Genomic DNA, 21,385 nt, shown 5'->3' with positions numbered 1-21,385 from the left:
ATCTTCCTGGCTGCGAAGGCTCAGCCGCAGCCGAGACAACCGCAGAGATGGGAGGCGATGGCACGATCGAGCGCGGGCAGCGCGGCGGCGAAGGCGTCGGGCCGGGCGAGGCCGGCGCGCGCTCGTGCCAGAAGTTCCCGGCTGAGCGCCGCATGGTCGACGCCGGTCAGCCGGCCGTCCCGCACCACGGAGCGGCCCGCGACGATCAGCTCACGGATGTGGCGCGCCGTGCCGCGCGCGAACAGGAGATCAAGCAGGTCGCACTCGGGCAGGAGCCGATCCCCGTCGAGCGCATCCGCGTCGAGCAACAGGAGATCGGCCGGTTCGCCGACGGCGAGCGTGCCCCCTTCCTGCCGCCCGGTCACCGTTTCGCATCCGTTTCGAAAGGCGAGGGCGAGCATGGTCGCGCGAGGGATCGTCTCGTCGAAGCCCCAGCCGCGGTGCAGCGCCCAGAAGAGCCGCATCTCGCGCAACCCGTCATCGTCCTCGTCGAAGGCCATGCCGTCGACGCCGAGGGCGACCCGGCAGCCGCGGCGCAGCATCTCGGCCACCGGTGCCACGCCGGAGCGCAAGCCGAGATTGGACGAGGTGTTGACCGCGATGGTTGCGCCCGAGGCGGCGATGCGTTCGAGCTCGTCGGGCCGCGCCCAGACGCAGTGCGCAAGCGTGAGGCGAGGGCAGAGCAGGCCGAGCCGCTCAAGGTGAGCGACGATCCCGCCTGGCCCCGGATAGGTGCGGTCCGCCCAGTCCCGCTGATAGCGCGTCTCGAGGAGGTGCATGTGGATCCGGCGCCCGGTGCGGGCCGAAGCCTCGGCGATCGCCGCGAGCAGGGCGTCGCTGCACCACTGGGGGCCGGCCGGTCCGTACTGCACGGAGACCATGTCGTCGGCGATCCGATCCGCTACGGCATCGACAAGCGCGATCCACTCGGCCGGCGGGACTGGGGGCCGTACGAGTCGCGCCTCGATCGCCGCGCGGTCGGCAGGGGAGAGCGCGGCGAGCAGCGGACCGTGATCGCCGTAGACGAGCGGGTTGCGGTCACGCATCGCGACGGCGAAACCGATGCGTACCCCAACGTCACGCGCAGCCCGCGCCACCTCGGCTGCCTCATCGGGCAGCGGCATCGGGCCGAAGGGGCGGGTGTAGTGCACCATCACCGCGCCCGCCCCGCCGAGGGCGGCACGGCCGAGCGCGACGGCCGCGGCAAGGTAAGGCTCGAGCGGCGGCAGGATGGCGAGATGGTGCAGCCAGGTCTCGAGCGGGCGGTGCGCCGCACCGAGGCTCGAGGAGCGCACCGGCCGCGCATGGTCGTGCGCGTTGACGAGAGCGGGCAGCACGAGGAGGGACGCATCGGCTGCGGTGTCGGGCTCGACAGCAGCGATCCGTCCCTCGACGAGGCTCAGCGCGACATCGCGCCGGACGTTGTCGGGGTCGGCGACGGTGCGGGCCACGATCCGTCGCGGCCCGAACCCCTCGCTCATGCCCGCGGCGGCGTCAGCACGCGCTCGGAAGCGGGCGGCAGGAAGGCACGGTTGAACACCACTGCCGGCGCCGGTGTGCGCGGCAGCTCGAACACCTCCACCGTCTGCGCGATGGCCTTGACGAGACGGGCGTCATCGAGATCGCCCGCACCCAGGCGCACCGCCTCGGGGGTGGCGATCACGGTGCGCCAAGCATACTCGATGCGCTGGCGTTCGATGTCCTCGTTGAGGTTGGGCTCGATGCGCGCCATCAGCTTCGCCCCTTCGGCGGGGTTGCGGCCGACCTCCAGCATGGCGCGGTTCACCACGGCAACGAGGGCGCGCACGGCTTCGGGGCTGTCGCGCAGCAGGCGCTGGCTGACCATCACGCCGTTCGAATAGGCGGCGATGCCGTGATCGGCGAACACGAACCAGCGGAAGTCGCGATCCGGGTTCTGCCGCATGCCGACGAGATTCATGTACGACGTGAGGGTGAAGACGAGCGAGCCATCGACCTGGCCGCGGATCAGCATCTGCTCCTGCAGGTTGGGCGCGATGTTGACGATCTCGTTCTTCGCGGGGTCGATGCCGTTCAGCCGCGCGAACAGCGGATAGATGCGGGTGGCGGCGGAGCCGGCGGGGCCGGCGAGCTTCTTGCCGGCAAGGTCGGCCACGGTGCGGATCGGCCCGTCCGCCTTGACCACGATGGCGAAGGGCGCCGCGTTGTAGATCTGGTAGACCATCACCGGCTGTTCGCCCGGCCGTGCCGCCGCCTGTTGGATGATGGCGTTCATGTCGCCGAAGCCGGCATCATAGGCCCCGCCCATGATGCGCGTCACGGTGGCGGCAGAACCCTCGCCCTGGTCGATCGTCACGTCGAGCCCGGCGTCGCGGAACCAGCCGCGATCCCGCGCCAGGAAGTACCAGGAATGCACGCCCTGCAGGCGCCAATCCAGCGTGAAGCGGATGGCCGTGCGCGCCTGCGCGATGGCTGGGGCGGCGAGCGGCGAGGCGGCGAGGGCGACGGTGGCGGCGAACAGCGAACGTCGGGACAGGGTCATCGTGGCCTCCTGTTCGTTGTGGTTCGATAACGGAACGCTGCCGCCACCGGCGCGGTTCAGGTGGCGACGGCCAGATCGGTCTTGCGGTGCGCCCAACCGGTGACGCGACGCTCGATCAGCGAGAAGATGACGTAGAGCGACACACCCATGGCGGCGAGCAGGAAGAGCCCGGCGAAGACGAGCGGCACATTGAACGAGGACGAGGCGATCATCATCATGTTGCCCACGCCGCGGTTGGAGGCGACCGTCTCGGCCACCACGGAGCCGACGAAGGCGAGGGTGATCGCCACCTTCAGCGAGGCGAAGAAGTAGGGCATCGCGCGCGGCAGGCCGACGTTCCAGAGGATGTCGAGCTTCGAGGCGCGCAAGGTGCGCATCACGTCCTCGAGTTCGGGCTCGACGGTGGCGATTCCCGTCGCGACGTTCACCACGATCGGGAAGATGCAGATGATCATCGCCGTCAGCACCGCCGGCACCGTTCCGGCACCGCACCAAAGGACGAAGATGGGCACGACCGCGACCTTCGGGATCGAGCTGATGCCGACGAGCAGCGGATAGGCGGTCTGGAAGGCGAGCCGCGAGGAGCCGATCAGCACGCCGAGGGCGACACCCACCAGCACGCCCCAGCCGAAGCCGACCAGGGTGGTGTAGAGGGTCTGCGAAGCGTGCGGCGCGATCGCCGGCCAGCGGTCGACCAGCACGGCGACGACCTGGGACGGCCGGGGCAGGATGATGTCGCTGACGCGGAATCCGAGGCAGGCGACTTCCCAAACCACGAACACGCCGAGGATCAGCGCGATCGAAGCTGCCCGGGTGCGCACGGTGTCGAGCAGGCGCTCCATGGCGAGCGACCCCTAGAGGGAGGCGGCCGAGCGCACGCCCATGATCAGCGTGCGCAGCCGCTGCGTCAGCGTGACGAAATCGGGCTCGTAGACGACCTCCATCGGGCGCGGGCGGGGGAAGGCAACCGCGCAGTCCTCAAGGATGCGGCCGGGCCGCGCGCTCATCACGCAGATGCGGTTGGCAAGATAGGCGGCCTCGCGCAGGTCGTGGGTGACGAGCAGCACGGTGGTGCGCTTGGTCATCCACAGCTCCTGCATCGTCGCCCACAATTCCTCGCGGGTGAACTGGTCGAGCGCGCCGAAGGGTTCGTCGAGCAGCAGGAGATCGGGCTCGTGGATCAGCGCGCGGCAGAGATTGGTGCGCTGCTGCATCCCACCCGAGAGCTGCCAGGGATACTTGTCACCGAAGCCCTTGAGGCCGACCTGAGCGAGCAAGGCCTCGGCGCGGTCGCGGTATTCGCCCCGCTTCTTGCGCCGCCACGCCGAGCGGAAGGGCTCGACGATCTTGAGCGGCAGCATCACGTTCTGCCGCACGGTGAGCCAGGGCAGCAGCGTGGCGTTCTGGTAGGCCATGCCGATGCGTACCGGCTCGGCGCCCACTTCCCGCCCGGCGACGATCACGGTGCCGGAGGACGGCGGCAAGAGCCCGGAGACGAGACGAAGGATGGTGCTCTTGCCGCAACCCGATGGGCCGACGAGGGCGACGAAATCCCCGCGCGCGATGGCAAGTCGCGTCTCGGCGAGCGCGGTGACGGACGCCGCGCCACGGCCGAAACGCACCGTGACATCCTCGAGCGCGATCAGCGGGCGCGGCGGCAGGCCGGCCGCCGCTGTGGTGGAGGCGAGGGGAGGCGAAGCCTGCACGAGCGGCGCGACCGTCATGCCGCCGACCTTGCCAAGGGAAGGCGCGGGGCGAGGCGGTCGATGGCGAGATCGGCGTTGCGCAGCACGGGCGTGGGCATGCGCTGGATCTCCGTCACCGGCCTGCCCCAGCCGGACGAGTCGGAGACGAAACGACGATCGCGCTGCACGAGCCGGCCGCGCACCAGGGTGTGCACGGGAACTCCGGTGACGGTGACCCCGTCGAACGGCGTCACCTTGGCGCGGCTGTGCAGGTCAGCGGCGCGGATCGTCTCCGTCCGCTTCGGGTCGACGATGGCGATGTCGGCATGCGCGCCGGGCGCGATGCGCCCCTTCGTCGGCCACAACCCGAAGGCCTTGGCCGGTGCCTCGGCGGCGAGCCGCACATACTGCTCGATGGTCAGCCGCCCGCGCGCGACCTCGGTCAGCATCAGCGGCATCTGCGTCTCCACGCCGGGAAAGCCGCAATCTGCCCGCCAGATCGGCAGGCGCGCCTTCTCCTCCGGCGTGTGCGGCGCGTGGTCGGTCGCGATCATGTCGATGACGCCCGAGCGAAGGGCGTGCCAGAGCGCGTCCCGGTCATAGGCTTCACGCACCGGCGGGTTGACGCGGATGAGGGGCCCGAGGCGGCCGTAGTCCTCGCGGGACAGCAGGAGATAGCAGGGGCAGGTCTCGCCGGTGACGTCCACCCCGCGCGCCTTCGCCTCGGCCAAAGGGCGGAGCTCGGCTGCCGAGGAAATGTGCAGGATGTGGATCCGCGCGCCTGTCCATTCGGCAAGGGTGGCGGCGCGGCCGACCGCCTCGACCGCGACCACGGCGGGGCGGGCGAGCAGGTGGTCGAGCGGATCGTTCCGCCCGGCCGCGGCGAGGCGTGCCTGGCGGCGGGCCATGATCGTCGCCTCTTCGGCGTGCAGGCTGATGCGAAGCCCCGTTCGCGCGATGATCTCGAAGCCCTCGAGCATCGCCCCCGTCGAGGGTGCCGGCAGATCGCCGAAGGTGTTGCCCATGAAGCACTTGAAGGCGTTGGCCCCGGCCGCGATCAGGCCTTCGAGCTCATCGAGATTGTCCTCGGCAAGCAGGCCGTAGAGGCCGAAATCGACCGAGGACTTGGCGGCGAGCGCGCGCTTCTCGGCGAGCTCCGCCGCACTGCGGGTGGGTGGGTTGGTGTTCGGCATCTCGAACACCGTCGTCACTCCCCCCATCGCCGCCGCGGCCGAACCGGTCGCCCAGTCCTCCTTGTGCGTGTAGCCGGGTTCGCGGAAGTGCACATGGACGTCGATCGCGCCCGGCAGCACGAGAAGCCCCCGCGCCTCGAGCCGCTCGCGCGCCGGCGGCATCGCCTCCGGCCTACCCACGGCGACGATGTGCTCGCCAGCGATCGCGACATCGGCCGCGATCGAGGCCTCGCCGCTCACCACCGTGCCGCCGCTGATCACGAGATCGGCGACGAAGGGCGCCGCCCCCATTGCATTCATGGATCGTTCTCCTAAAGCATCGCCCAACCGCCATCGACCGGCAGGTCGACGCCGGTGATCTGCCGCGCCGCCCGATCGGAGGCGAGGAACAGGCAGGCATGGGCGACGTCCTCGGCGGTGGAGATGCGCCTGAGCGCGTAGTCCGCGGCATGGCGCCGGGCCGCCTCCTCCTCCGAGATGCCGAGCCGTGCCGCCATCTCCCGACACACCTTCTCGCGGAAGCGCGGGCCGTCGACCATGCCGGGAGCGACGGTGTTCACCGCAATACCGTGCGGGCCGAGTTCGAGGGCGAAGGACTTGACGATGCCGCGAAGCCCCCACTTCGAGGCCGAGTAGGCGAGCCGCCCGGCGCGGCCGCGCATGCCGAAGGTGCCGCCGACGGCGACGATGCAGCCCGCCCCCTGGCGCACCATGGCGGGTGCCACCGCGACGATGGCGTTGAACACCCCGCGCATGTTCAGATCGACGATCTGGTCGAACTCCGCCTCGGTCGTCTCGAGCCCCGACTTGCCGATCGGGCCCGTCCCACCTGCGACGGCGACCAGGATGTCGATGCGACCGAAGCGGGCGAGGGCCGCTTCGGCCGCGGCGCGGCAGGCCGCCCCGTCGGTCACGTCGCAGGCGGAGACGATCGCCTCCGTTCCGCCTGCGGCGAGGTCGGCGGCCAGCGGTTCGATGGCGGCAAGATCGCGCCCCCACAGCGCGAGCCGGCAGCCTTCGGCGGCGAAGGCGCGGGTGATCGCTTCCCCCATGCCCTTGGCCGGGCCGGTGATGGCGCAGACCTTGCCGGCGAGAGCGAGCTCCATCGCCGCTCAGCCCATCACGCGGGTGATGCGCTCGGCGAGCGGGGGCAGGAAGTCGCGGACGAACACCTCGCCCATGGCGGGCCGCCGCGGCAGCGCCTGCGCCTGCACGATGATGTCGATGCCACGCTCGAACCGCTCGTCCACGACATCGCCGAGGCCGATGCGCGCGATTTCTGGATGGTTCATCTCGTCGCGCACGGTGGCATCCAGCCGCGCGCGCTCGACTGCGACGTTGATCGGCGGTTCGCGCCGGGCGACGGCGGCGACGGCGGCATCCGGTTCGGCCAGCATGGCGGCGAGCCCGCGGTTGATGCCGCGCAACAGGCCGCGCACGGCTTGGGGAGTGTCGCGGGCGAGACTGCGGGAGACGACGATGCAATTGGAGTAGAGGTCCATGCCGTAGTCGCCGTAGGCGATGAAGCGGTAGGCTTGGTCGGCATCGGTGCCGATCAGCCGGGCCGAGAAGCGGATGGTGTTGATGAAGCCGAACACACCGTCGACCTGGCCTCGATTCAGCATCTGCTCGCGCAGTTGCGGCTGCATGGTGACGATGGTCACCTTCGACGCATCGATGCCGGCGAGCCGGGCGAAGGCGGGGAAGAGCCGAAGCGCCCCGTCATTGGCGGGGCCGCCCAGGGTGCGGCCCTCCAGGTCCTTGGGGGTGCGGATCGGCCCGTCGGCGCGAACCGCGATGCAGAACGGCGGGCGGTTGTAGAGCATCATCACGCCCAAGGGGGCCTCGGCCGGCCGGGTGGCGGCGAGAGCCACGGTGGCGTTGATGTCGCCGAAGCCGACGTCGTAGGCCCCCGTGGCCACCTTGGTCACGGCGGCGGCCGACCCTTCGCCCTGGTCCATCGCGACCTCGAGCCCTTCCTCGCGCCAGAACCCCCGGTCCTCGGCGAGGAAGAACAGGCCCTGCGGGCCCTGGTAGCGCCAGTTGAGGATGAACTTCAGCCGCGTGCGCACTTGGCCGATGGCGGGTGCGGCCCAGGGTGCGGCGAGTGTCGCGGCGAGAAACGAGCGTCGGTTCATGCGGCACCTTCCGTGATGGCCGGGATGGCTCCGAAGGAGGTGCCGTGTGGTCTGGCGTTGTCAGGAGCGCGGGTGACAGAGGTCGTCCCTGCTGAAAAGTCCTCGCCGTGCTCATTCCTGCTGAGGTTGGCGCGCCCTTCCCGCAGACATCGTGTGGGCGTGGCGGCCGTGTCATCGAGCCGGGGTTGCACGAGGCGGGCGGCGAATCCTATACCCTCGGCGACCCCGCGGGCCGTCCATGGGCGAAACATGCCGGTGTAGGACCGGAGACGACGGGAAACGCCGGCGGCGCGGTGGCGGGAACGGGTGGGGCAGGAAGGCACTTCGTTGCAGGAAGAAGACGGCCGCCAGGCCATGCCGAAAGTCGGCGTGGCCGTGTTCGCCTACAACGAGGAGCGACTGATCGGCGGCGCGCTCGATCGTTTCGAGGCGATGCGCGACGAGGCGGCGCTCGAGGTCCACGTGCTGGTCAACGGCTGCACGGATCGGACCGAGGACATCGTTCGCGCCCGCGCCGCCACCCGCCCCTGGATCCGTCCCGTCGTCATCGCGCGAGGCGACAAGGCCAATGCCTGGAACACCTACGTCCACGAGACGGCCCCGCTGGACGCGGCCGTGCACGTCTTCACGGACGGTGACGTGCGGATCCGCCCGGGCGCGATCGCCGCCCTGGTGCGCCGCCTCGCCGAGGTGCCGCACGCGAATGCCTGTGCCGGCGTTCCCGGCAGCGGACGAAGTGCCGAGGCCTTGCGGCGCCGCATCGTCGAAGGGGGCGAAATGTACGGCAACCTCTATGCGCTGCGTGGATCCTTCGTGGCCGAGTTGCGGCGGCGGGGCGTGCGGCTGCCATTCGGCATGTTCGGCGAGGACGGGCTCGTCACCGCCCTCGTCTGGTGCGACCTCGATCCGAGGCGGCCGTTCGACCACTCGCGCGTCACCGCGGCGGAAGACGCGGTGTACGAATTCGATGCACTTTCACCGTGGCGCCTCGGCGACTGGCGGATCTACCGCAACCGCAAGCGGCGCTACGCGCTGCGCCTGCGGCAAGGCGAGATGCTGTGGTCGTTGCTGCAGGAGCATGGCCTCGCCGCCATGCCAGCGCACGTGGTCGACCTCTACCTGTTGAAGGGGGCCGGCCTGAAACCGCGCGGCCGCGGCCTGAACCGCCTGTTCGATTGGGAGGCACGGCGGTGGATCAGGAAGGCGATCGCGGCCGCCGAGGCGGCGAAGGCGCGCGAGGCTGCTCACCTGTTCAGCTGAGGCATCGCGCAGGGGGGCGTGTCGGTCGGCCCGATCTCGGGCGGAGCGAACGGTCGTCTGCGCGAGCGGACGGTCGCCGAAACAGGAAGGCCGCGCCGGGTGGCCCCGACGCGGCCTGGAAGAGGGGGAGCGGAGCCCCGCGCTCAGCGGAACGGCGGCGAGTACATCAACCCGCCCTTGGTCCAGAGCTCGTTGATGCCGCGCTGGATCCCGAGCGGCTTCACGTTGCGCTCGAAGCTCTCGCCGTAGTTCCCGACCTGCTTGACGATGTTGTAGGCCCAGCGGTTGTCCACCCCGAGCATCTGGCCGAAGCCGCCCGTCGCACCGACGAAGCGCTGGATGGTGGGGTTGGTGCTGTTCAGGTGCTGGTCGATGTTGGCGGAGGTGAGGCCGAGCTCCTCGGCCTCGATCATCGCGAAGTGCGCCCAGCGCACGAGATCGGCCCAGCGGTTGTCGCCGTGGCGCACGACGGGGCCGAGCGGCTCCTTCGAGATCACCTCGGGCAGGATCACGTACTCCTCGGCGCGTGCGCCTTGCGAGGCGCGCACCGAGGCGAGACCCGACACGTCGGTGGTCAGCGCGTCGCAGCGACCGGCGAAGAAGGCGGCGTTCACCTCCTCGAGCCGCTCGATCACCACGGGGGTGAAGCGGAGATTGTTGGCGCGGAACCAGTCGGTGAGGTTGAGCTCGGTGGTGGTGCCCGGCTGGACGCAGATGGTGGCGCCATCCAGCTCCTTGGCCGACTTCACGCCGAGCGAGCGCTTCACCATGAAGCCCTGGCCGTCGTAGAAGTTGATGCCGACGAAGTCGAGCCCGAGCGAGGTGTCGCGCCCGAGGGTCCAGGTCGTGTTGCGCGACAGCATGTCGACCTCGCCGGACTGGAGCGCGGTGAAGCGCTGCTGTGCGGTCAGCGGCACGAAGCGGACCTTGGTGGCGTCGCCGAACATGGCGGCGGCGACGGCGCGGCAGAGATCGACGTCCAGGCCGCGCCACACGCCCTGGCTGTCCGGGGCGGCGAAGCCGGCGAGGCCCGTGTTGACGCCGCAGTTCACCACGCCGCGCGCGCGCACCGCATCGAAGGTGCTCTGCGGCTGGGCGAGCGCGGGGCTGGCGGCGAGGGTGAGGCCGACCGCGGTCGCGGCGGCGAGCAATCTCCTGCGCATGGCGCATCTCCCTGTTCGTTCGTCCGAAGCCTCCCCGCGACCCGGCCGCGGGGACCGCCCGTCCCTTACGCGGAAGGGGGGGCGCGATCAACGCCTCTCGCAGCCCTGCTCTGAGCGGGGCGCGGGGTTTCAGCGCGGGGCCAGGATGGCGGGGACGAGGCGGCGCGAGGCCGCGCGGGCGCAGGTCTCGAACACGCCGAGTTCGCGGAACGGGTCTTCGGCGGCGGCCGTGGCGCGCACGAACACGCCACCGGCCGCCGCGATGCCGCCCTCCAGCATGAGGTTGTCGGAGAGGCCGAAATCCTCGATGTCCATCTGGTCCGGATCGTCCAGCACGCGGGCGGCATAGTCGCGCGGGTCGTTGGTGTAGGCATAGAGACCGAGACCCAAGCCCCGCGCGAAACCGAGTTCGTAGACCGTGCCGGCATCCGCCGAGGCGCCGCGGAAGGGGGTGAGGTTGGCGAGGATGGCGACACAGGAGCGGATCAGCGCCTCGTTGGCGGCGGCGATGGCGAAGGCGCGCTCGCCGCGCTCCTGCGCCGCCGGGGTGGGCGCGTCGAGCAGGGGGCAGACGCCGATCAGCCCGAGCCGCGCGCAGATCGCTTTCTTGCGGGCGAGCACGGTTTCCGCGTCGGGCAGGAAGACCTCCGGCCCGGCCAGATAGATTCGCGGCGATTCCACGGCCGGGAGGGGGACGATCATCGCCGTGGTCAATGCAGGTGCCGCGGGCGGCCGAGGCCGCGCTGGCGGATCACCAGGGAGACGCCGTCCTCCGCCGGTTCGATCGCCTTCTCCGCCGTGCGTGGCAGCGGCACGCCGGCAAGCCGGCACCACCCGACCAGCACCGCGGTCAGCTCCTCGGCGTCGAGCGTGCAGTCGCGATAGAGCCCGCCTGAGCGGCGCCAGCGCGCCACCACCACCGCCTCCTCGTCGACGTCGTCCTCCGGTGTGGCCATCCGCACGCTGTCGAGTTCGGCGTCGGGCATCTCCAGCCGGATGAGGTCAGCCACCGTGGCGCGCACGGCCTCGGCGATCAGATCCGTGCCGAAATCGATCCGTCGGTACTCCCGAAATCGCATCGTCAGGCTCCCCGCTTCGCGTCCGCGCCCTCTGATCCGGCTGTCCGAAGGCTACAACCCTGTGTTGCACCGTCAACAATGCGTCAAAGCTCCGTTAACCATCAACCTACTTTCGGTTGCCGTCCCCTCCCACCTCCTCCCGCCAGCGTTGGCGAAGGCGCGCACTCGCGCCAAGGCGAAGGCTCCGTTCGATGAAGGCATTGAGCTCCGCCTGCACGGCACGCGCCACCTCCGCCTCACCATAGGTTTCCGCCCATTTCTGCGCGAGCCAAAGATAGGCCGTGCAAAGCCGGGCGGAACGCTCGGCTTCCGCCAGGTCGGCCGGGTCGTCGGCGACACCGCGGGAGAGGAGCCGCCGCGGTGGGGCGGGGGCGGAGACCGGGGCGCCGTGGGCGTGCCGACGCGCCCAGGCGAGCAGGGCGGAGGCGGAGAGCCGGTCGCGCAGGTCGATCGGGCAACCGAGATAGCCGAGGCTTTCGCGCAAGGGCAGCCGGGCGGCGGCACAGACCTCGGCCAGCCGGATGGCCTCGTCGAGGCGGGACAGCGCGAACCCCGCCCCGGGCCAGCGAAACCGCTCGGCGACCACGGTCAGCACGCGAAGCAAGGACGGCTGGCCGAGCCGCCGCCCGATCTCGAGGAGTTGCGCCTCGCGCGGCAGCACGCGCATCGGCCCTTCGAGCGGCGGTGGCGGGTGGTCGATGGCGGCGGCGATCGGCTCCAGGTCCTCCCCGCCGAGCACGCCGACGAAGCCTTCGGGGTAGATGCCGTAGCGCCCGGCCCGGCCGGCGATCTGGCGGATGAGGTGCGGCCCCAACCCGCCGTATTTCGTGGTGGCGGCGAACAGCACGCGCCGGATGGGCAGGTTGAGCCCCATGCCGATGGCGTCGGTCGCCACCAGCACCGGGGCGCGCCCCTCGCGGAACCGCTCGGCCTCGGCCCGCCGCACCTCGGGACCGAGGGCGCCGTAGACCATCGCTGGCGGGCGGCCGCGCGCGATCAGCGCCTCGCGAAGCGCGAAGGCATCCCGCCGCGAAAAGCAGACCAGCGCATCGCCGGGTTCGACGCGAGCGAGCGGCACGGGGCGACGCAGCACGGTCAGCGGCACCATCCGCTCGAACCGCCGCACCTCGAGCGGCTCGCCGGTGAGCGAAGCGAGCCGGCGGATCAGCGGCTCCGCCTCCGGAGCGCCGGCGAGGAGCAGCGTCTCCGCCGGCAGCCCGACCACCGCCTGAGTCCAGGCCCAGCCGCGGTCCTCGTCGGCCAGGATCTGGATCTCGTCCACCACCGCGACCGGGACGGGGGTGACGAGATCCGCCATCTCGACCGTGGCGGAGACGTGCGTCGCCTCCGGGTCGACACGCCGCTCCTCCCCCGTCAGCAGCGAGGCCCGCACGCCGCGTTCGGCGAGCCGCTCCTGGCCTTCCCAGGCGAGGAGGCGCAGGGGGGCGAGGTAGGCGCCGCGCGGGGCGGCGGCGAGCAGGTCGAAGGCGGCGTGGCTCTTGCCCGAGTTGGTGGGGCCGAGGAAGGCGACGATGCGGCGACGGATCGAGCGGGCGGGAACGAAGGACGCCACCCAGCGCCCGAGGGTGAGTGCGCCCACCACCTCGCCCTCGTGGCGGTGGCGGGCCTTGGCGGCGAGGTCGGCGAGCCGCTGCCGACGCCACTCCTCGAGCCGTGCCTCGGCGGTGGCGCGCTCGGCATGCGTCATCGCGCCATCCGCTTCGGCGCGGCGAAGCCGACCGCGGATCGCCTCGGCGAGCACGGAGACGAGACCGATGTCGTCGAGCGAGGAATCGGCCGCGAGGGCGGCGAGGCCGGCGGCGACGTCCTCGCGCCGGACGGGCACGCGAAGCCCGGAAAGGAGCTGGTCGATGCGCCGCCGGGCCGGGGGAGGAAGAGCCGTCACGGCTCCGGCGTGCCGGAGCCTGTGGCCACGTGTCAACGCACGCGCGGTTGACGGCACGGGCGGCGCGCGCGCAGCCTGACTGGCACGCAGTCGTACCGACCCGAACGATCGACGAGGGCAGCATGTCCGTCGCCGTCAGCCTCGATCCCTGGGTGAAGGGATACCCGCCCTGCCGTGACGCGCCGCCGATCGGCACCTTCGAGATCGGCCTCTGCATGGCAGGTGCGGTGTCGGCCGGCGCCTACACCGCCGGCGTGCTCGATCTGCTGATCGAGGCGCTCGATGCGTTCGAGGCGGAGAAGAAGGTCCGCCGCGAGCGCGGCGAGCCGCCCCTGCACGAGGTGCGGCTCAGCGTGCTCGGCGGCGCTTCGGCGGGGGGAATGTGCGCCGCGCTGGGGGCGATGTTCTGCGACGCCGAGTTCCCGCCCGTCACGCCGCAGGCGAACGACGCCACCAAGGCGGCGAACCCGCTCTACGACGCCTGGGTGCGGCGGATCGACATCCGCCACCTGCTCGGCATCCGCGACCTGGCGGACGGGACGCTGCGCTCCGCCCTCGACTGCACGGTGCTGGACGAGATCGTCTCCGACCTGATTGCGCGCCGGCCGAGCATGACCATGCGGCCGCGCGCCTGGCTGCCCGACCGTCTCGAAGTGCTGCTGACACTCGCCAACTTGCGCGGCGTGCCCTACGCGCTGCGCTTCCAGGGCGCGACCCTCAGCCACCTGATGTCGCTGCATGCCGACCACATCCGCTTCGCCGTGGTGCGCGACGGCGTGCAGGTGGCGGCGCGGCCCGACGAGGTGATCCTCGACCGTTTCGGTCCCGATCCTCACGCGACGCGCGAGCTGTTCGCCGCCGCCACCCTTGCCACCGGGGCCTTCCCGATCGCGCTCAGGGCACGCACGCTCGAGCGGGCGCGGAGCGACTACGATTTCCGCGCCCTGCTCGCTCCGCGCAGCCGCCTCGCCGAGGAGCTCGTGCACACGCCCGACCTCAGCGGACTGCCGGAGTGGGCGCGGGAGTGCCTCCCCGACTGGACCGGGGCGGCCTCCGAAACCGGGGTGGTTCAGGTGCCGTGCGTCGATGGCGGGGCGATGGACAACGAGCCGCTGGAACTGGTGCGCCGGGCACTCGCCGGCTGGGACGGGCGAAATCCGCGCCGGGGCGATCTGGCCAATCGCGCGGTGGTGCTGGTCGACCCGTTTCCCGGCGATCGAGGGCCAGACCTCACCGACGCGCCCTCGCTGGCCGCCCTGCTGCCCGCCCTGTTCGGAGCGCTGATGAACAACGCCCGGTTCAAGGCCGAGGACCTCGCCCTTGCCGCCGCGCCGGACACCTATTCGCGCTTCCTCATCGCGCCGTCGCGCGGGCCCGCCTGGTCCGCCCCGATCGCCATCGCCTCGGGCTACCTCGGCGGCTTCATGGGCTTCCTTGCCGAAGCCTACCGCCACCACGACTACATGCTGGGCCGGCGCAACGCGCGCTCCTTCCTCCGCCGCCACTTCGTGCTGCCGATCGGCAACCCGCTGTTCGGCCGCAAGGACGCCACGCCGCGCTGGTCGGACACCGACGTCGCCCGCTGGGCCGTGGCGCGCGAGGAGGATGGGCCGGCCGACCATCTGCCGATCATTCCGCTCTGTGGTCGGCTTTGGCCGGGGCCGGGGCAGGACGAGGACGAGATCGAGCCCTTGCCCGCCTGGCCGGACGGCGAGCTCGACCCCGCGAGCCTCACGCGGCTGATACAGCTGATACGAGGGCGGGCCGAGGCGGCGACACGGGTGCTGTACGACGGTGGCGCCGGGGCTCAGCTCAAGGGCATGCTCCGCCGCATGGTGGAGGAGCGGATCGCGGAGCGGTCCTGGCTCGTGCGCACCGCATCGCGCCTCGCCTACCGCCTGCTCGACGGCTGGGTCGAGCGGAAGATGGACGCCAAGCTCCCGAACGTTCCGCCCCGCTTCGTCGTCGAGCAGGCGGAGAAGACGATCCGCAAGGCCGTCGCCGAACTCGACGCCGCACGGTAGGAGGCGTGCGCCCTCGCGCCCCTCAGCCCTCGAGCTCGCTGTCCCAGTAGAGGTAGTCGCGCCAGGACTCGTGCAGATAGTTCGGCGGGAAGGCGCGCCCGTTCTCCTGCAGCTCCCACGAGGTCGGCTGGCGCGGCGGCTGGCGGGGGAACATCTGGCACTCGCGCGGCAGCCGGTTGCCCTTCTTCAGGTTGCAACAGGAACAGGCGGTGACGACGTTCTCCCACGTGGTCCGCCCGCCGCGCGAGCGGGGGATGACGTGGTCGAAGGTGAGGTCCTGGGTGGGGAAGGGCTCGCCGCAGTACTGGCACTCGAAGCGGTCGCGCAGGAAGACGTTGAAGCGGGTGAAGGCCGGGCGGCGGGCGGCCGGGATGTACTCCTTCAGCGCGATGACGGAAGGAAGCCGCATCGAGACGGAGGGGCTGCGCACCTCGGTGTCGTATTCGGAAAGGACCGAGACGCGGTCCATGAACACCGCCTTCACGGCATCCTGCCACGACCAGACGGAGAGGGGGAAATAGGAGAGGGGGCGGAAATCCGCGTTCAACACGAGAGCGGGATAGTGACTACCGCCATCCGGCACGCGCCGATCTCCCGTCGCGGCCGCACCGCACCCCCGACCTCGGCCCCGGTGTGGGCTGCCGTTGCGCCGCCCGCCACCTCGCCAGCCCCCGACCCATGGGGTTCGACGACTGGGCCCCTACCAGATGATGTGGCACAGCCTGTGGACAGCTCGCGTTATGCACAGAATGCACGGCTCTGTCCAGCAACCCGCCGTCCTCGTCACGCAAGCTTCATGCGCTCGGCGGCCGGGTGAACGGCCGGCAGAGCGCGACCAGCGCGGCGAGCCCGGCCTGATCGATGCCGTGGCCGAGGCCCGGGCGGTAAAGGGCGGTGACGGGCACTTCGGCGCGCTGCAGCGCTTCCTCCGTCTGCCGGGTGAGGGCGACGGGCACGATCGGATCGTCTTCGCCGTGAACGAGCAGGACGGGGATACGGGCGCACGGGCTCGGCAGGAGCGGGAGGGCGCCGGAGAAGGCGGCGATCGCGGCCGGCGGCGAGGCCATGCCGAGCCCGGTGTGGAGCGCCGTCATTCCACCCTGGCTGAAGCCGCCGAGCACGACGCGCTCCATCGGCAGGCCGAGCCGCGCCGCTTCGGCGGCGACGAAACGAGCGAGAGCCGGGGCGGCCCGACGCACGCCGGCGGCGAGCGCCTCCGCCGAAAGGTCGAGCAACGGAAACCACTGCCGGCCGAAGGGGGCGAAGGCGAAAGGCTCCGGCGCATCGGGGCAGACGAAGGCCGCCTCGGGCAGCTCAGGCGCGATCTCCTCCGCGAGCCCGGCGAGATCCCGCCCATCCGCCCCCACGCCGTGACAAAGCACGACGAGCAGGGCGGGACGGCCGCCGCCATGCGGCGCCAGCCGAGGTCCATCGAGCTCAGGGAGGTCGTCGTGCATCGCGCCCCGGCGCATAACGGCGCGTGATGAGCCCGTCCACCGTCGTCACCCGCTTTGCCCCCTCGCCGACGGGCTTCCTCCACCTCGGGCACGCGATGAGCGCGTTGTTCGCCTGGCGCATCGCCCGTGCGGCGGGCGGGCGGTTCCTCCTCCGCCTCGAGGACATCGACCGCTCACGCTGCCGGCCCGAATACGCCGAGGCGATCCTGGAGGATCTTGCCTGGCTCGGGCTCGACTGGGACGGGGCGGTGCGGGTGCAGTCCGAGCACTTCGACGAGTATCGCATCGTGCTTGATCGGCTGGCCGCGCGCGGTTTGCTCTACCCCTGTTTCTGCACCCGCGCCGAGATTGCGCGCGAGGTGTCGGCGATCGGCAACGCCCCGCACGGCATCGACGGGCCCCTGTATCCTGGCACCTGCCGCGCGCTGGACCAGGGAACGCGGGCGCGGCGGATCGCTTCCGGCGAGCCCTACGCGCTGAGGCTGGACATGGCGCGCGCCCTCGCCGCCGTCCCCTCACCCCTGTTCGCCGAGGAGGAGGGCGAACCACCCTTCGCCATCGACCCCGCCCCTCTCTTCGGCGACGTGGTGCTGGCGCGCAAGGACACCCCGGCCTCCTACCACCTCTGCGTGACCCACGACGATGCCGTGCAGGGCGTGACCCTGGTCACCCGCGCGGTCGACCTCAAGCCGGCGATCCACCTGCACCGGTTGCTGCAGGCGCTGATGGGTTGGCCGGTGCCGCGCTGGCGCCACCACGCGCTGCTGAGGGGGCCGGACGGCAAGCGACTCGCCAAGCGCGACCGTGCCCTCACCCTGCGCGCGCTGCGCGCGGCGGGACGCAGCCCGGCCGAGGTGCGGGCGATGGCGGGCTTCCCGGACGAGGCGTGAAACGCCTGAGGGCGCGCCCTGCGCCCGCGTCCGATCGGGCGCCGTGCCACAACGCCCTCCGCGCGATCCGCCTCCCCCTGTCACCGAGACCCTCCCGTCGTGCTCGTCGCGCCCTCCTCGCCGCCCGCCGCCCCGTCACGCCGCTGCGCGCCCGGGTGATCCGCAACGCACGCCTCGATCTCAACTGGATGGAGACGGATCGCCGCACCTTGACCATTGCGCAGCGTGCTCTCAGCACCCTGCTGGCGGCGTCGGGCTACTTCGACGTGCAGCGCGTGTGGCTGGTCACACAGCGCGATGGGGTTGAGGTCCGCCTGGCCGACATCGGCGAGGACTTCACCGAGACCTACGACGAGCCCTTCGACCCCGCCTCCATGCGCGCGCTGTTCGCCTATGCGCAGCGGCGGATGCGCAAGGGGAAGGTCTGGGTGTCTCACCCCCCTGGGGTCGGCTGAGCGGCGAGATCGGTCTGATCCTGCCACGCCGCGAGCCATGCCATTGCCTCCGCGGGCGGCATCGGGCGCGCGAACAGGAAACCCTGCGCCGCGTCGCAGCCGATCTCGCGCAGGTAACGGGCCTGGATTTCCGTCTCCACACCCTCGGCCACCGTCTCGAGCCCGAGCTCCTTGGCCAGCGCGACGATGGTGCGCGCGATCATGCCGGAGCGGGCCGAGCCGTCGATCGGGGCGACGAAGCTGCGGTCGATCTTCAGCCGTCGCACCGGAAAGCGGGTGAGATGGGACAGCGCAGCATAGCCGGTGCCGAAATCGTCGAACGCGATGCCGACCCCAGCCTTGGCCAGGCGCTGCAGCACGGCGTCGATCCGCTCGATGGCGCGATCGAGCAGCACGTTCTCGGTCACTTCGATCTCGAGGCGGTCGGCCGCCAGGCCATGGGCAGCGATCGCAGCGAGGATGCGCTCCACCGCATCGGGCGCCAGCAGTTGCGGTGTGGAGACGTTGACCGCGATGTGGCCGGGCTCGAGCCCCGCGGAGGCGAAGTCTGAGGTGGCGGCGAGCGCGGCGTTCAGCACCGCCCAGCCGAGCTCGAGGGCCAAACCGCGCTCCTCGGCGACCGAGACGAACTCGGCGGGCGAAACCGGCTTGCCGTCCTCCGTCCAGCGGGCCAGCGCCTCGAAGCCTTCCAGGCGCCGATCGGCGAGGCGGAGCTTCGGCTGCAGGGCGACGGTGATCCGCCCCTCAGCCAGGGCCGCCCGCAGCCGCTCGGCGAGCGATGCTCGGCCCGCCATGCGTCGGGCGAGCCCCGCATCGAACAGGGCGATGCGGTTGCGGCCGTCGCGCTTGGCGGCATAGAGGGCGGTGTCGGCGGCGCGCAGCAGCGCGTCCACCGTGTCGCCATCCTCCGGGTAGAAGGCGGCGCCAAGGGAAACCGAGGGGGTGATGGTGCCTCCCTCGCACAGGATCGGGCGCTGGATGTGTCGGCGCACCCGTTCGAGCAGGGACAGCGCATCGGGCGCCTTGCCGCGGCCGGGCAGCAGCAGGGCGAACTCGTCGCCGCCCATGCGGGCGATGACATCCGAGGCGCGGACGACCTCGCGCATGCGGCGGGCCACTTCCGCCAGCACCCGATCGGCGGTCGGGTGGCCGAAGGTGTCGTTCACCGACTTGAAGTGATCGAGATCGATCAGGGCGAGGCAGCCGCCGAAACTGTCGCCGCTGCGCCGTGCCGCCATCGCCTCGGCGAGGCGCTCGAACAGCACGCCGCGGCTGGCAAGGCCCGTGAGATCGTCCTGTTCCGCGCGCCGGCGCGCCTCCGCCTCCGCCTGCTTGAGGCGGGTGATGTCGGTGCGCACGCAGACGAGGTGGCCCGAGCGGGAGCGGCGTTCCCGCCCCTGCAGCCAACGCCCGTCGGCGATCGGGAATTCGCGGCTCGGGCTCGCGTCGCCGGCGGCGCGGATCTGGGCCAGGCGGCGCGCAAGCCACGCTTCCTGCTCGGCAAGCGGTGCCGTGGGCGCGATCTCGTTGGCGTAGCAGCCGCTCACGATCCCCGCCCGCAGCAACCCCTCGAGCGTCGTTCCGGCGGCGAGCGCCGGCACGAGGCGCGGAAAGAACTCCGCATAAGCGCGGTTCCAGAGGATCACCCGCTCCTCGGGGTCGCAGACATAGACGCCGGAGGGCAGCGTCTCGATGATCTCGCGCAGCAGAGTCTCCGCCTCTGTGCGGCGGAAGAGTTCGGTGAAGGCGGCATCCTCGGCGGCGCGGCGGGCGGTGATGTCGGTCTCGACCGCGATGAAGCCGGTCAGGTTCCCCTCCGCGTCGCGGATCGGGCTCGCCTCGATGTCGACCCAGTAGGCCCGACCGTCCTTGGCGTGGTTGACGATCTCGACGTGGAAGCCCTGGCCGCTGCGCACGCCCTCGCGCATCTGCGCGACCACCGCCGGATCGGACTCCGGCCCCTGCAGGACCGAGCCGGGGGTGCGGCCGACGAGGTCGGCCAGCGTGTAACCCGTGACCCGTTCGAAGGCCGGGTTCACCCACTCGGTCAGCCCCTGCGCATCGGTGATGATCACCGGTGTGGTCATCTGACGCACGACGAGGGCGAGGCGGGCGTGTTCGCGTTCGCGGTCCGCCCGCTCGGTGATGTCCTCGATCGTGCCGTACAGGGCCTGGGAGCGACCATCGCCGTCGAACAGGCAGCGGCCGCGCACGCGCACCGTCAGGTGCCGCCCGCGGGCCGTGACCAGGGGCAGGTCGAGATCCCAAGGCATCGCCTCGCGCTTGGCCCTCTCCAGGGCCTCGATCAAGCGTTCGCGCGCCTCCGGCGGGTAAAAGGCGAGCGCACCTTCGAGCGTCGGGACGAAACCGTCGTCCACCTCGTGCAGGCGGCGGCAGCCGGTGGACCACCAGAGAAGCTGTTCACCGAGCTCAAGCCGCCAGGCGCCAAGGCCGGACACGTCGAGCAAGGTTTCCGCAATCCCTCGCCCGTCACTCCATCGCGAAGCCTGCACCAGTCCGTCCATCACCCGCCCTGTCGCGAGGGGCGCCGCCTTGTCCCGGCCGACCCTAGCGGCGGGAGGTGGACGGACCGTTAATCGGGTGCCGGCCGTCTCAGATCGCTGAACAGCGCTCGAGCGCGGCGCGCAGCCGCCCCACCCCTTCTCCTGGTGGGATGAGCCCCTCGCGCAGGAAGAGGTCGATCAGGACGAGGGGAATGTTGAACTTGAAGTCGTCCGTGTCGCGAACGAGGCGGACCACCTCGGAGATGGGGAGGAGCTCGAAGCGCGCCACCTCGCCGTCGTTGGGGCGGGGGACGAACCCCTCCGGCAGGTCGAGGTCGAACAGGTGCAGCGTGTCGCGCCGCATGCCCCGCGCCTGGCCCGGCTCGGTCCACGCCATGCGATAACGCACGCATCCCACCGGGCGGGCGGTGGCGGCAAGCTCGGCCGGGATCGACGCCTCCTCGTCCGCCTCCTTGATCAGGGTGGAGAGCGCCGTTTCGCCCGCCGCGATGCCGCCGCCGATCAGCGTATCGCGCTTGCCGGGCGCAATCGTCTTGTCAGCCGCGCGCTCGCCGATCCAGACGAACAGCCCCTCCGGCCGCCGCACCAGCCCGTTCGCGTGCACACCCTCGGCGGCGATGCCGAAGGCCGGGATGGCGGCGCGGTCGATCCTGGCGAGGCTCTCGCCGCCCCTCTCGGCCCGCACGTCGTAGAGCTCGCCGCGCAGGCGGGGGATCAGCCCGCGCGCCAGCAGACGGTCGGCCAAGGCGGCCAGCGCCTCGGTCCGTTCGGCAGGTGTCCGCGCCGAGGGCGTAAGCGCGAGGGTCGCGCCCTCGCGCACGATCTCGCGCGCGGGACCAAGCGCTTCGGCCGTCTCGGGCGCGACCCAGCCGACCCGCCGGCCGCCGATGTGGAACGGCAGGAAGCCCTCGAGCGAAACAAGATCGTTGCAGCGGGCGAGGTGGCGGAAGAAGGGGCCGAGGTCCATCAGCACCACCATGCGCCAGGATGGGCCGCGATGGGAGGGATGCATCCCCCTCCCTTTGCGCCGGCGCCCGCCGCACGACATGGTGCCGGGCGGAACGGAGCCACACACGTGAAACACGTCCA

At 71.4% G+C, this 21,385-nt stretch carries 19 protein-coding genes; 4 read left to right on the top strand and 15 right to left on the bottom strand.

Annotated features, from left to right (window positions below; genetic code table 11):
* Positions 1-20: 20 nt before the first annotated feature.
* From DWB05_RS06875 to DWB05_RS06845, 7 genes are read right to left on the bottom strand one after another with little or no spacing between them, the layout of a single operon-like run.
* Positions 21-1,481: an amidohydrolase family protein gene (locus DWB05_RS06875; protein WP_114376295.1), complete on the bottom strand. Its 1,461-nt coding sequence runs from the start codon at positions 1,479-1,481 to the stop codon at positions 21-23.
* Positions 1,478-2,521 (bottom strand): ABC transporter substrate-binding protein, encoded by a 1,044-nt coding sequence (locus tag DWB05_RS06870; protein WP_114376292.1) that lies wholly within the window; start codon positions 2,519-2,521, stop codon positions 1,478-1,480. The genes DWB05_RS06875 and DWB05_RS06870 overlap by 4 nt, the downstream gene beginning before the upstream one ends.
* A gap of 56 nt (positions 2,522-2,577) precedes the next feature.
* Complete coding sequence (locus tag DWB05_RS06865) at positions 2,578-3,363, bottom strand: ABC transporter permease (RefSeq protein ID WP_114376290.1); 786 nt, start codon at positions 3,361-3,363, stop codon at positions 2,578-2,580.
* Between the two features lie 12 nt (positions 3,364-3,375).
* Positions 3,376-4,245, bottom strand: coding sequence for an ABC transporter ATP-binding protein (locus DWB05_RS06860; protein ID WP_114376287.1), 870 nt, complete (start codon positions 4,243-4,245; stop codon positions 3,376-3,378).
* Complete coding sequence (gene allB / locus DWB05_RS06855; RefSeq protein ID WP_232818422.1) at positions 4,242-5,699, bottom strand: allantoinase AllB; 1,458 nt, start codon at positions 5,697-5,699, stop codon at positions 4,242-4,244. Before allB ends, DWB05_RS06860 begins: the two co-directional genes overlap by 4 nt.
* Positions 5,700-5,710: 11 nt before the next feature.
* On the bottom strand, positions 5,711-6,505 hold the full coding sequence (locus DWB05_RS06850; RefSeq protein WP_114376283.1) for an SDR family NAD(P)-dependent oxidoreductase: 795 nt from the start codon (positions 6,503-6,505) through the stop codon (positions 5,711-5,713).
* 6 nt (positions 6,506-6,511) lie between these two features.
* Positions 6,512-7,537, bottom strand: coding sequence for an ABC transporter substrate-binding protein (locus DWB05_RS06845; RefSeq protein WP_114376280.1), 1,026 nt, complete (start codon positions 7,535-7,537; stop codon positions 6,512-6,514).
* A gap of 354 nt (positions 7,538-7,891) precedes the next feature.
* On the opposite strand from DWB05_RS06845, the gene DWB05_RS06840 reads away from it, so the two are divergent.
* The gene (locus DWB05_RS06840; protein ID WP_114376278.1) at positions 7,892-8,797 is read left to right on the top strand and encodes a glycosyltransferase family 2 protein; all 906 of its coding nucleotides are present in this window, start codon (positions 7,892-7,894) and stop codon (positions 8,795-8,797) included.
* 143 nt (positions 8,798-8,940) lie between these two features.
* Here DWB05_RS06840 and DWB05_RS06835 read toward each other — a convergent pair whose 3' ends face one another.
* From DWB05_RS06835 to DWB05_RS15195, 4 genes are all read right to left on the bottom strand, one after another.
* Positions 8,941-9,960 carry an amino acid ABC transporter substrate-binding protein gene (locus tag DWB05_RS06835; RefSeq protein ID WP_114376276.1) on the bottom strand — a complete coding sequence of 340 codons (1,020 nt, stop codon included), beginning with the start codon at positions 9,958-9,960 and terminating at the stop codon, positions 8,941-8,943.
* Between the two features lie 129 nt (positions 9,961-10,089).
* Positions 10,090-10,662, bottom strand: a complete 573-nt coding sequence (locus DWB05_RS06830) for a nucleoside 2-deoxyribosyltransferase (protein WP_114376274.1) — start codon at positions 10,660-10,662, stop codon at positions 10,090-10,092.
* An 8-nt stretch (positions 10,663-10,670) separates the two neighbouring features.
* A complete protein-coding gene (locus tag DWB05_RS06825) occupies positions 10,671-11,039 on the bottom strand; it encodes a hypothetical protein (protein WP_114376271.1) in 369 nt (122 codons plus the stop codon).
* Positions 11,040-11,145: 106 nt separating this feature from the next.
* On the bottom strand, positions 11,146-12,945 hold the full coding sequence (locus DWB05_RS15195) for a helicase-related protein (RefSeq protein ID WP_114376268.1): 1,800 nt from the start codon (positions 12,943-12,945) through the stop codon (positions 11,146-11,148).
* A gap of 122 nt (positions 12,946-13,067) precedes the next feature.
* Between DWB05_RS15195 and DWB05_RS06815 the strand changes: the two genes are divergently transcribed.
* Positions 13,068-14,969 carry a patatin-like phospholipase family protein gene (locus DWB05_RS06815; RefSeq protein WP_114376266.1) on the top strand — a complete coding sequence of 634 codons (1,902 nt, stop codon included), beginning with the start codon at positions 13,068-13,070 and terminating at the stop codon, positions 14,967-14,969.
* 22 nt (positions 14,970-14,991) lie between these two features.
* Here the strand turns inward: DWB05_RS06815 and DWB05_RS06810 are convergent, their stop codons facing one another.
* Positions 14,992-15,552 (bottom strand): HNH endonuclease, encoded by a 561-nt coding sequence (locus DWB05_RS06810; protein ID WP_114376264.1) that lies wholly within the window; start codon positions 15,550-15,552, stop codon positions 14,992-14,994.
* Between the two features lie 211 nt (positions 15,553-15,763).
* The gene (locus DWB05_RS06805) at positions 15,764-16,426 is read right to left on the bottom strand and encodes an alpha/beta hydrolase (protein ID WP_114376600.1); all 663 of its coding nucleotides are present in this window, start codon (positions 16,424-16,426) and stop codon (positions 15,764-15,766) included.
* Positions 16,427-16,452: 26 nt separating this feature from the next.
* Here DWB05_RS06805 and gluQRS point away from each other — a divergent pair, with 26 nt between their 5' ends.
* Together gluQRS and DWB05_RS06795 are read left to right on the top strand one after the other, a co-directional pair.
* Positions 16,453-17,316: a tRNA glutamyl-Q(34) synthetase GluQRS gene (gene gluQRS, locus DWB05_RS06800; RefSeq protein ID WP_114376262.1), complete on the top strand. Its 864-nt coding sequence runs from the start codon at positions 16,453-16,455 to the stop codon at positions 17,314-17,316.
* Positions 17,313-17,771, top strand: coding sequence for a hypothetical protein (locus DWB05_RS06795; RefSeq protein WP_114376260.1), 459 nt, complete (start codon positions 17,313-17,315; stop codon positions 17,769-17,771). The genes gluQRS and DWB05_RS06795 overlap by 4 nt, the downstream gene beginning before the upstream one ends.
* On the opposite strand, the gene DWB05_RS06790 is transcribed toward DWB05_RS06795, so the two are convergent.
* The gene (locus DWB05_RS06790; protein ID WP_232818454.1) at positions 17,750-20,230 is read right to left on the bottom strand and encodes a sensor domain-containing protein; all 2,481 of its coding nucleotides are present in this window, start codon (positions 20,228-20,230) and stop codon (positions 17,750-17,752) included. The two genes, DWB05_RS06795 and DWB05_RS06790, sit on opposite strands and share 22 nt — an antisense overlap.
* 154 nt (positions 20,231-20,384) lie before the next feature.
* Positions 20,385-21,308 (bottom strand): NUDIX hydrolase, encoded by a 924-nt coding sequence (locus tag DWB05_RS06785; protein ID WP_232818421.1) that lies wholly within the window; start codon positions 21,306-21,308, stop codon positions 20,385-20,387.
* Positions 21,309-21,385 lie beyond the last annotated feature (77 nt).

The sequence above is a fragment of the Elioraea thermophila (ex Habib et al. 2022) genome (genome assembly GCF_003336755.1).
In the GTDB taxonomy this organism is placed as follows: Bacteria; Pseudomonadota; Alphaproteobacteria; order Acetobacterales; family Acetobacteraceae; genus Elioraea; species Elioraea thermophila.
The sequence above is the reverse complement of the archived record's forward strand: the minus strand, read 5'-3'. Positions and strand labels throughout refer to the sequence as shown.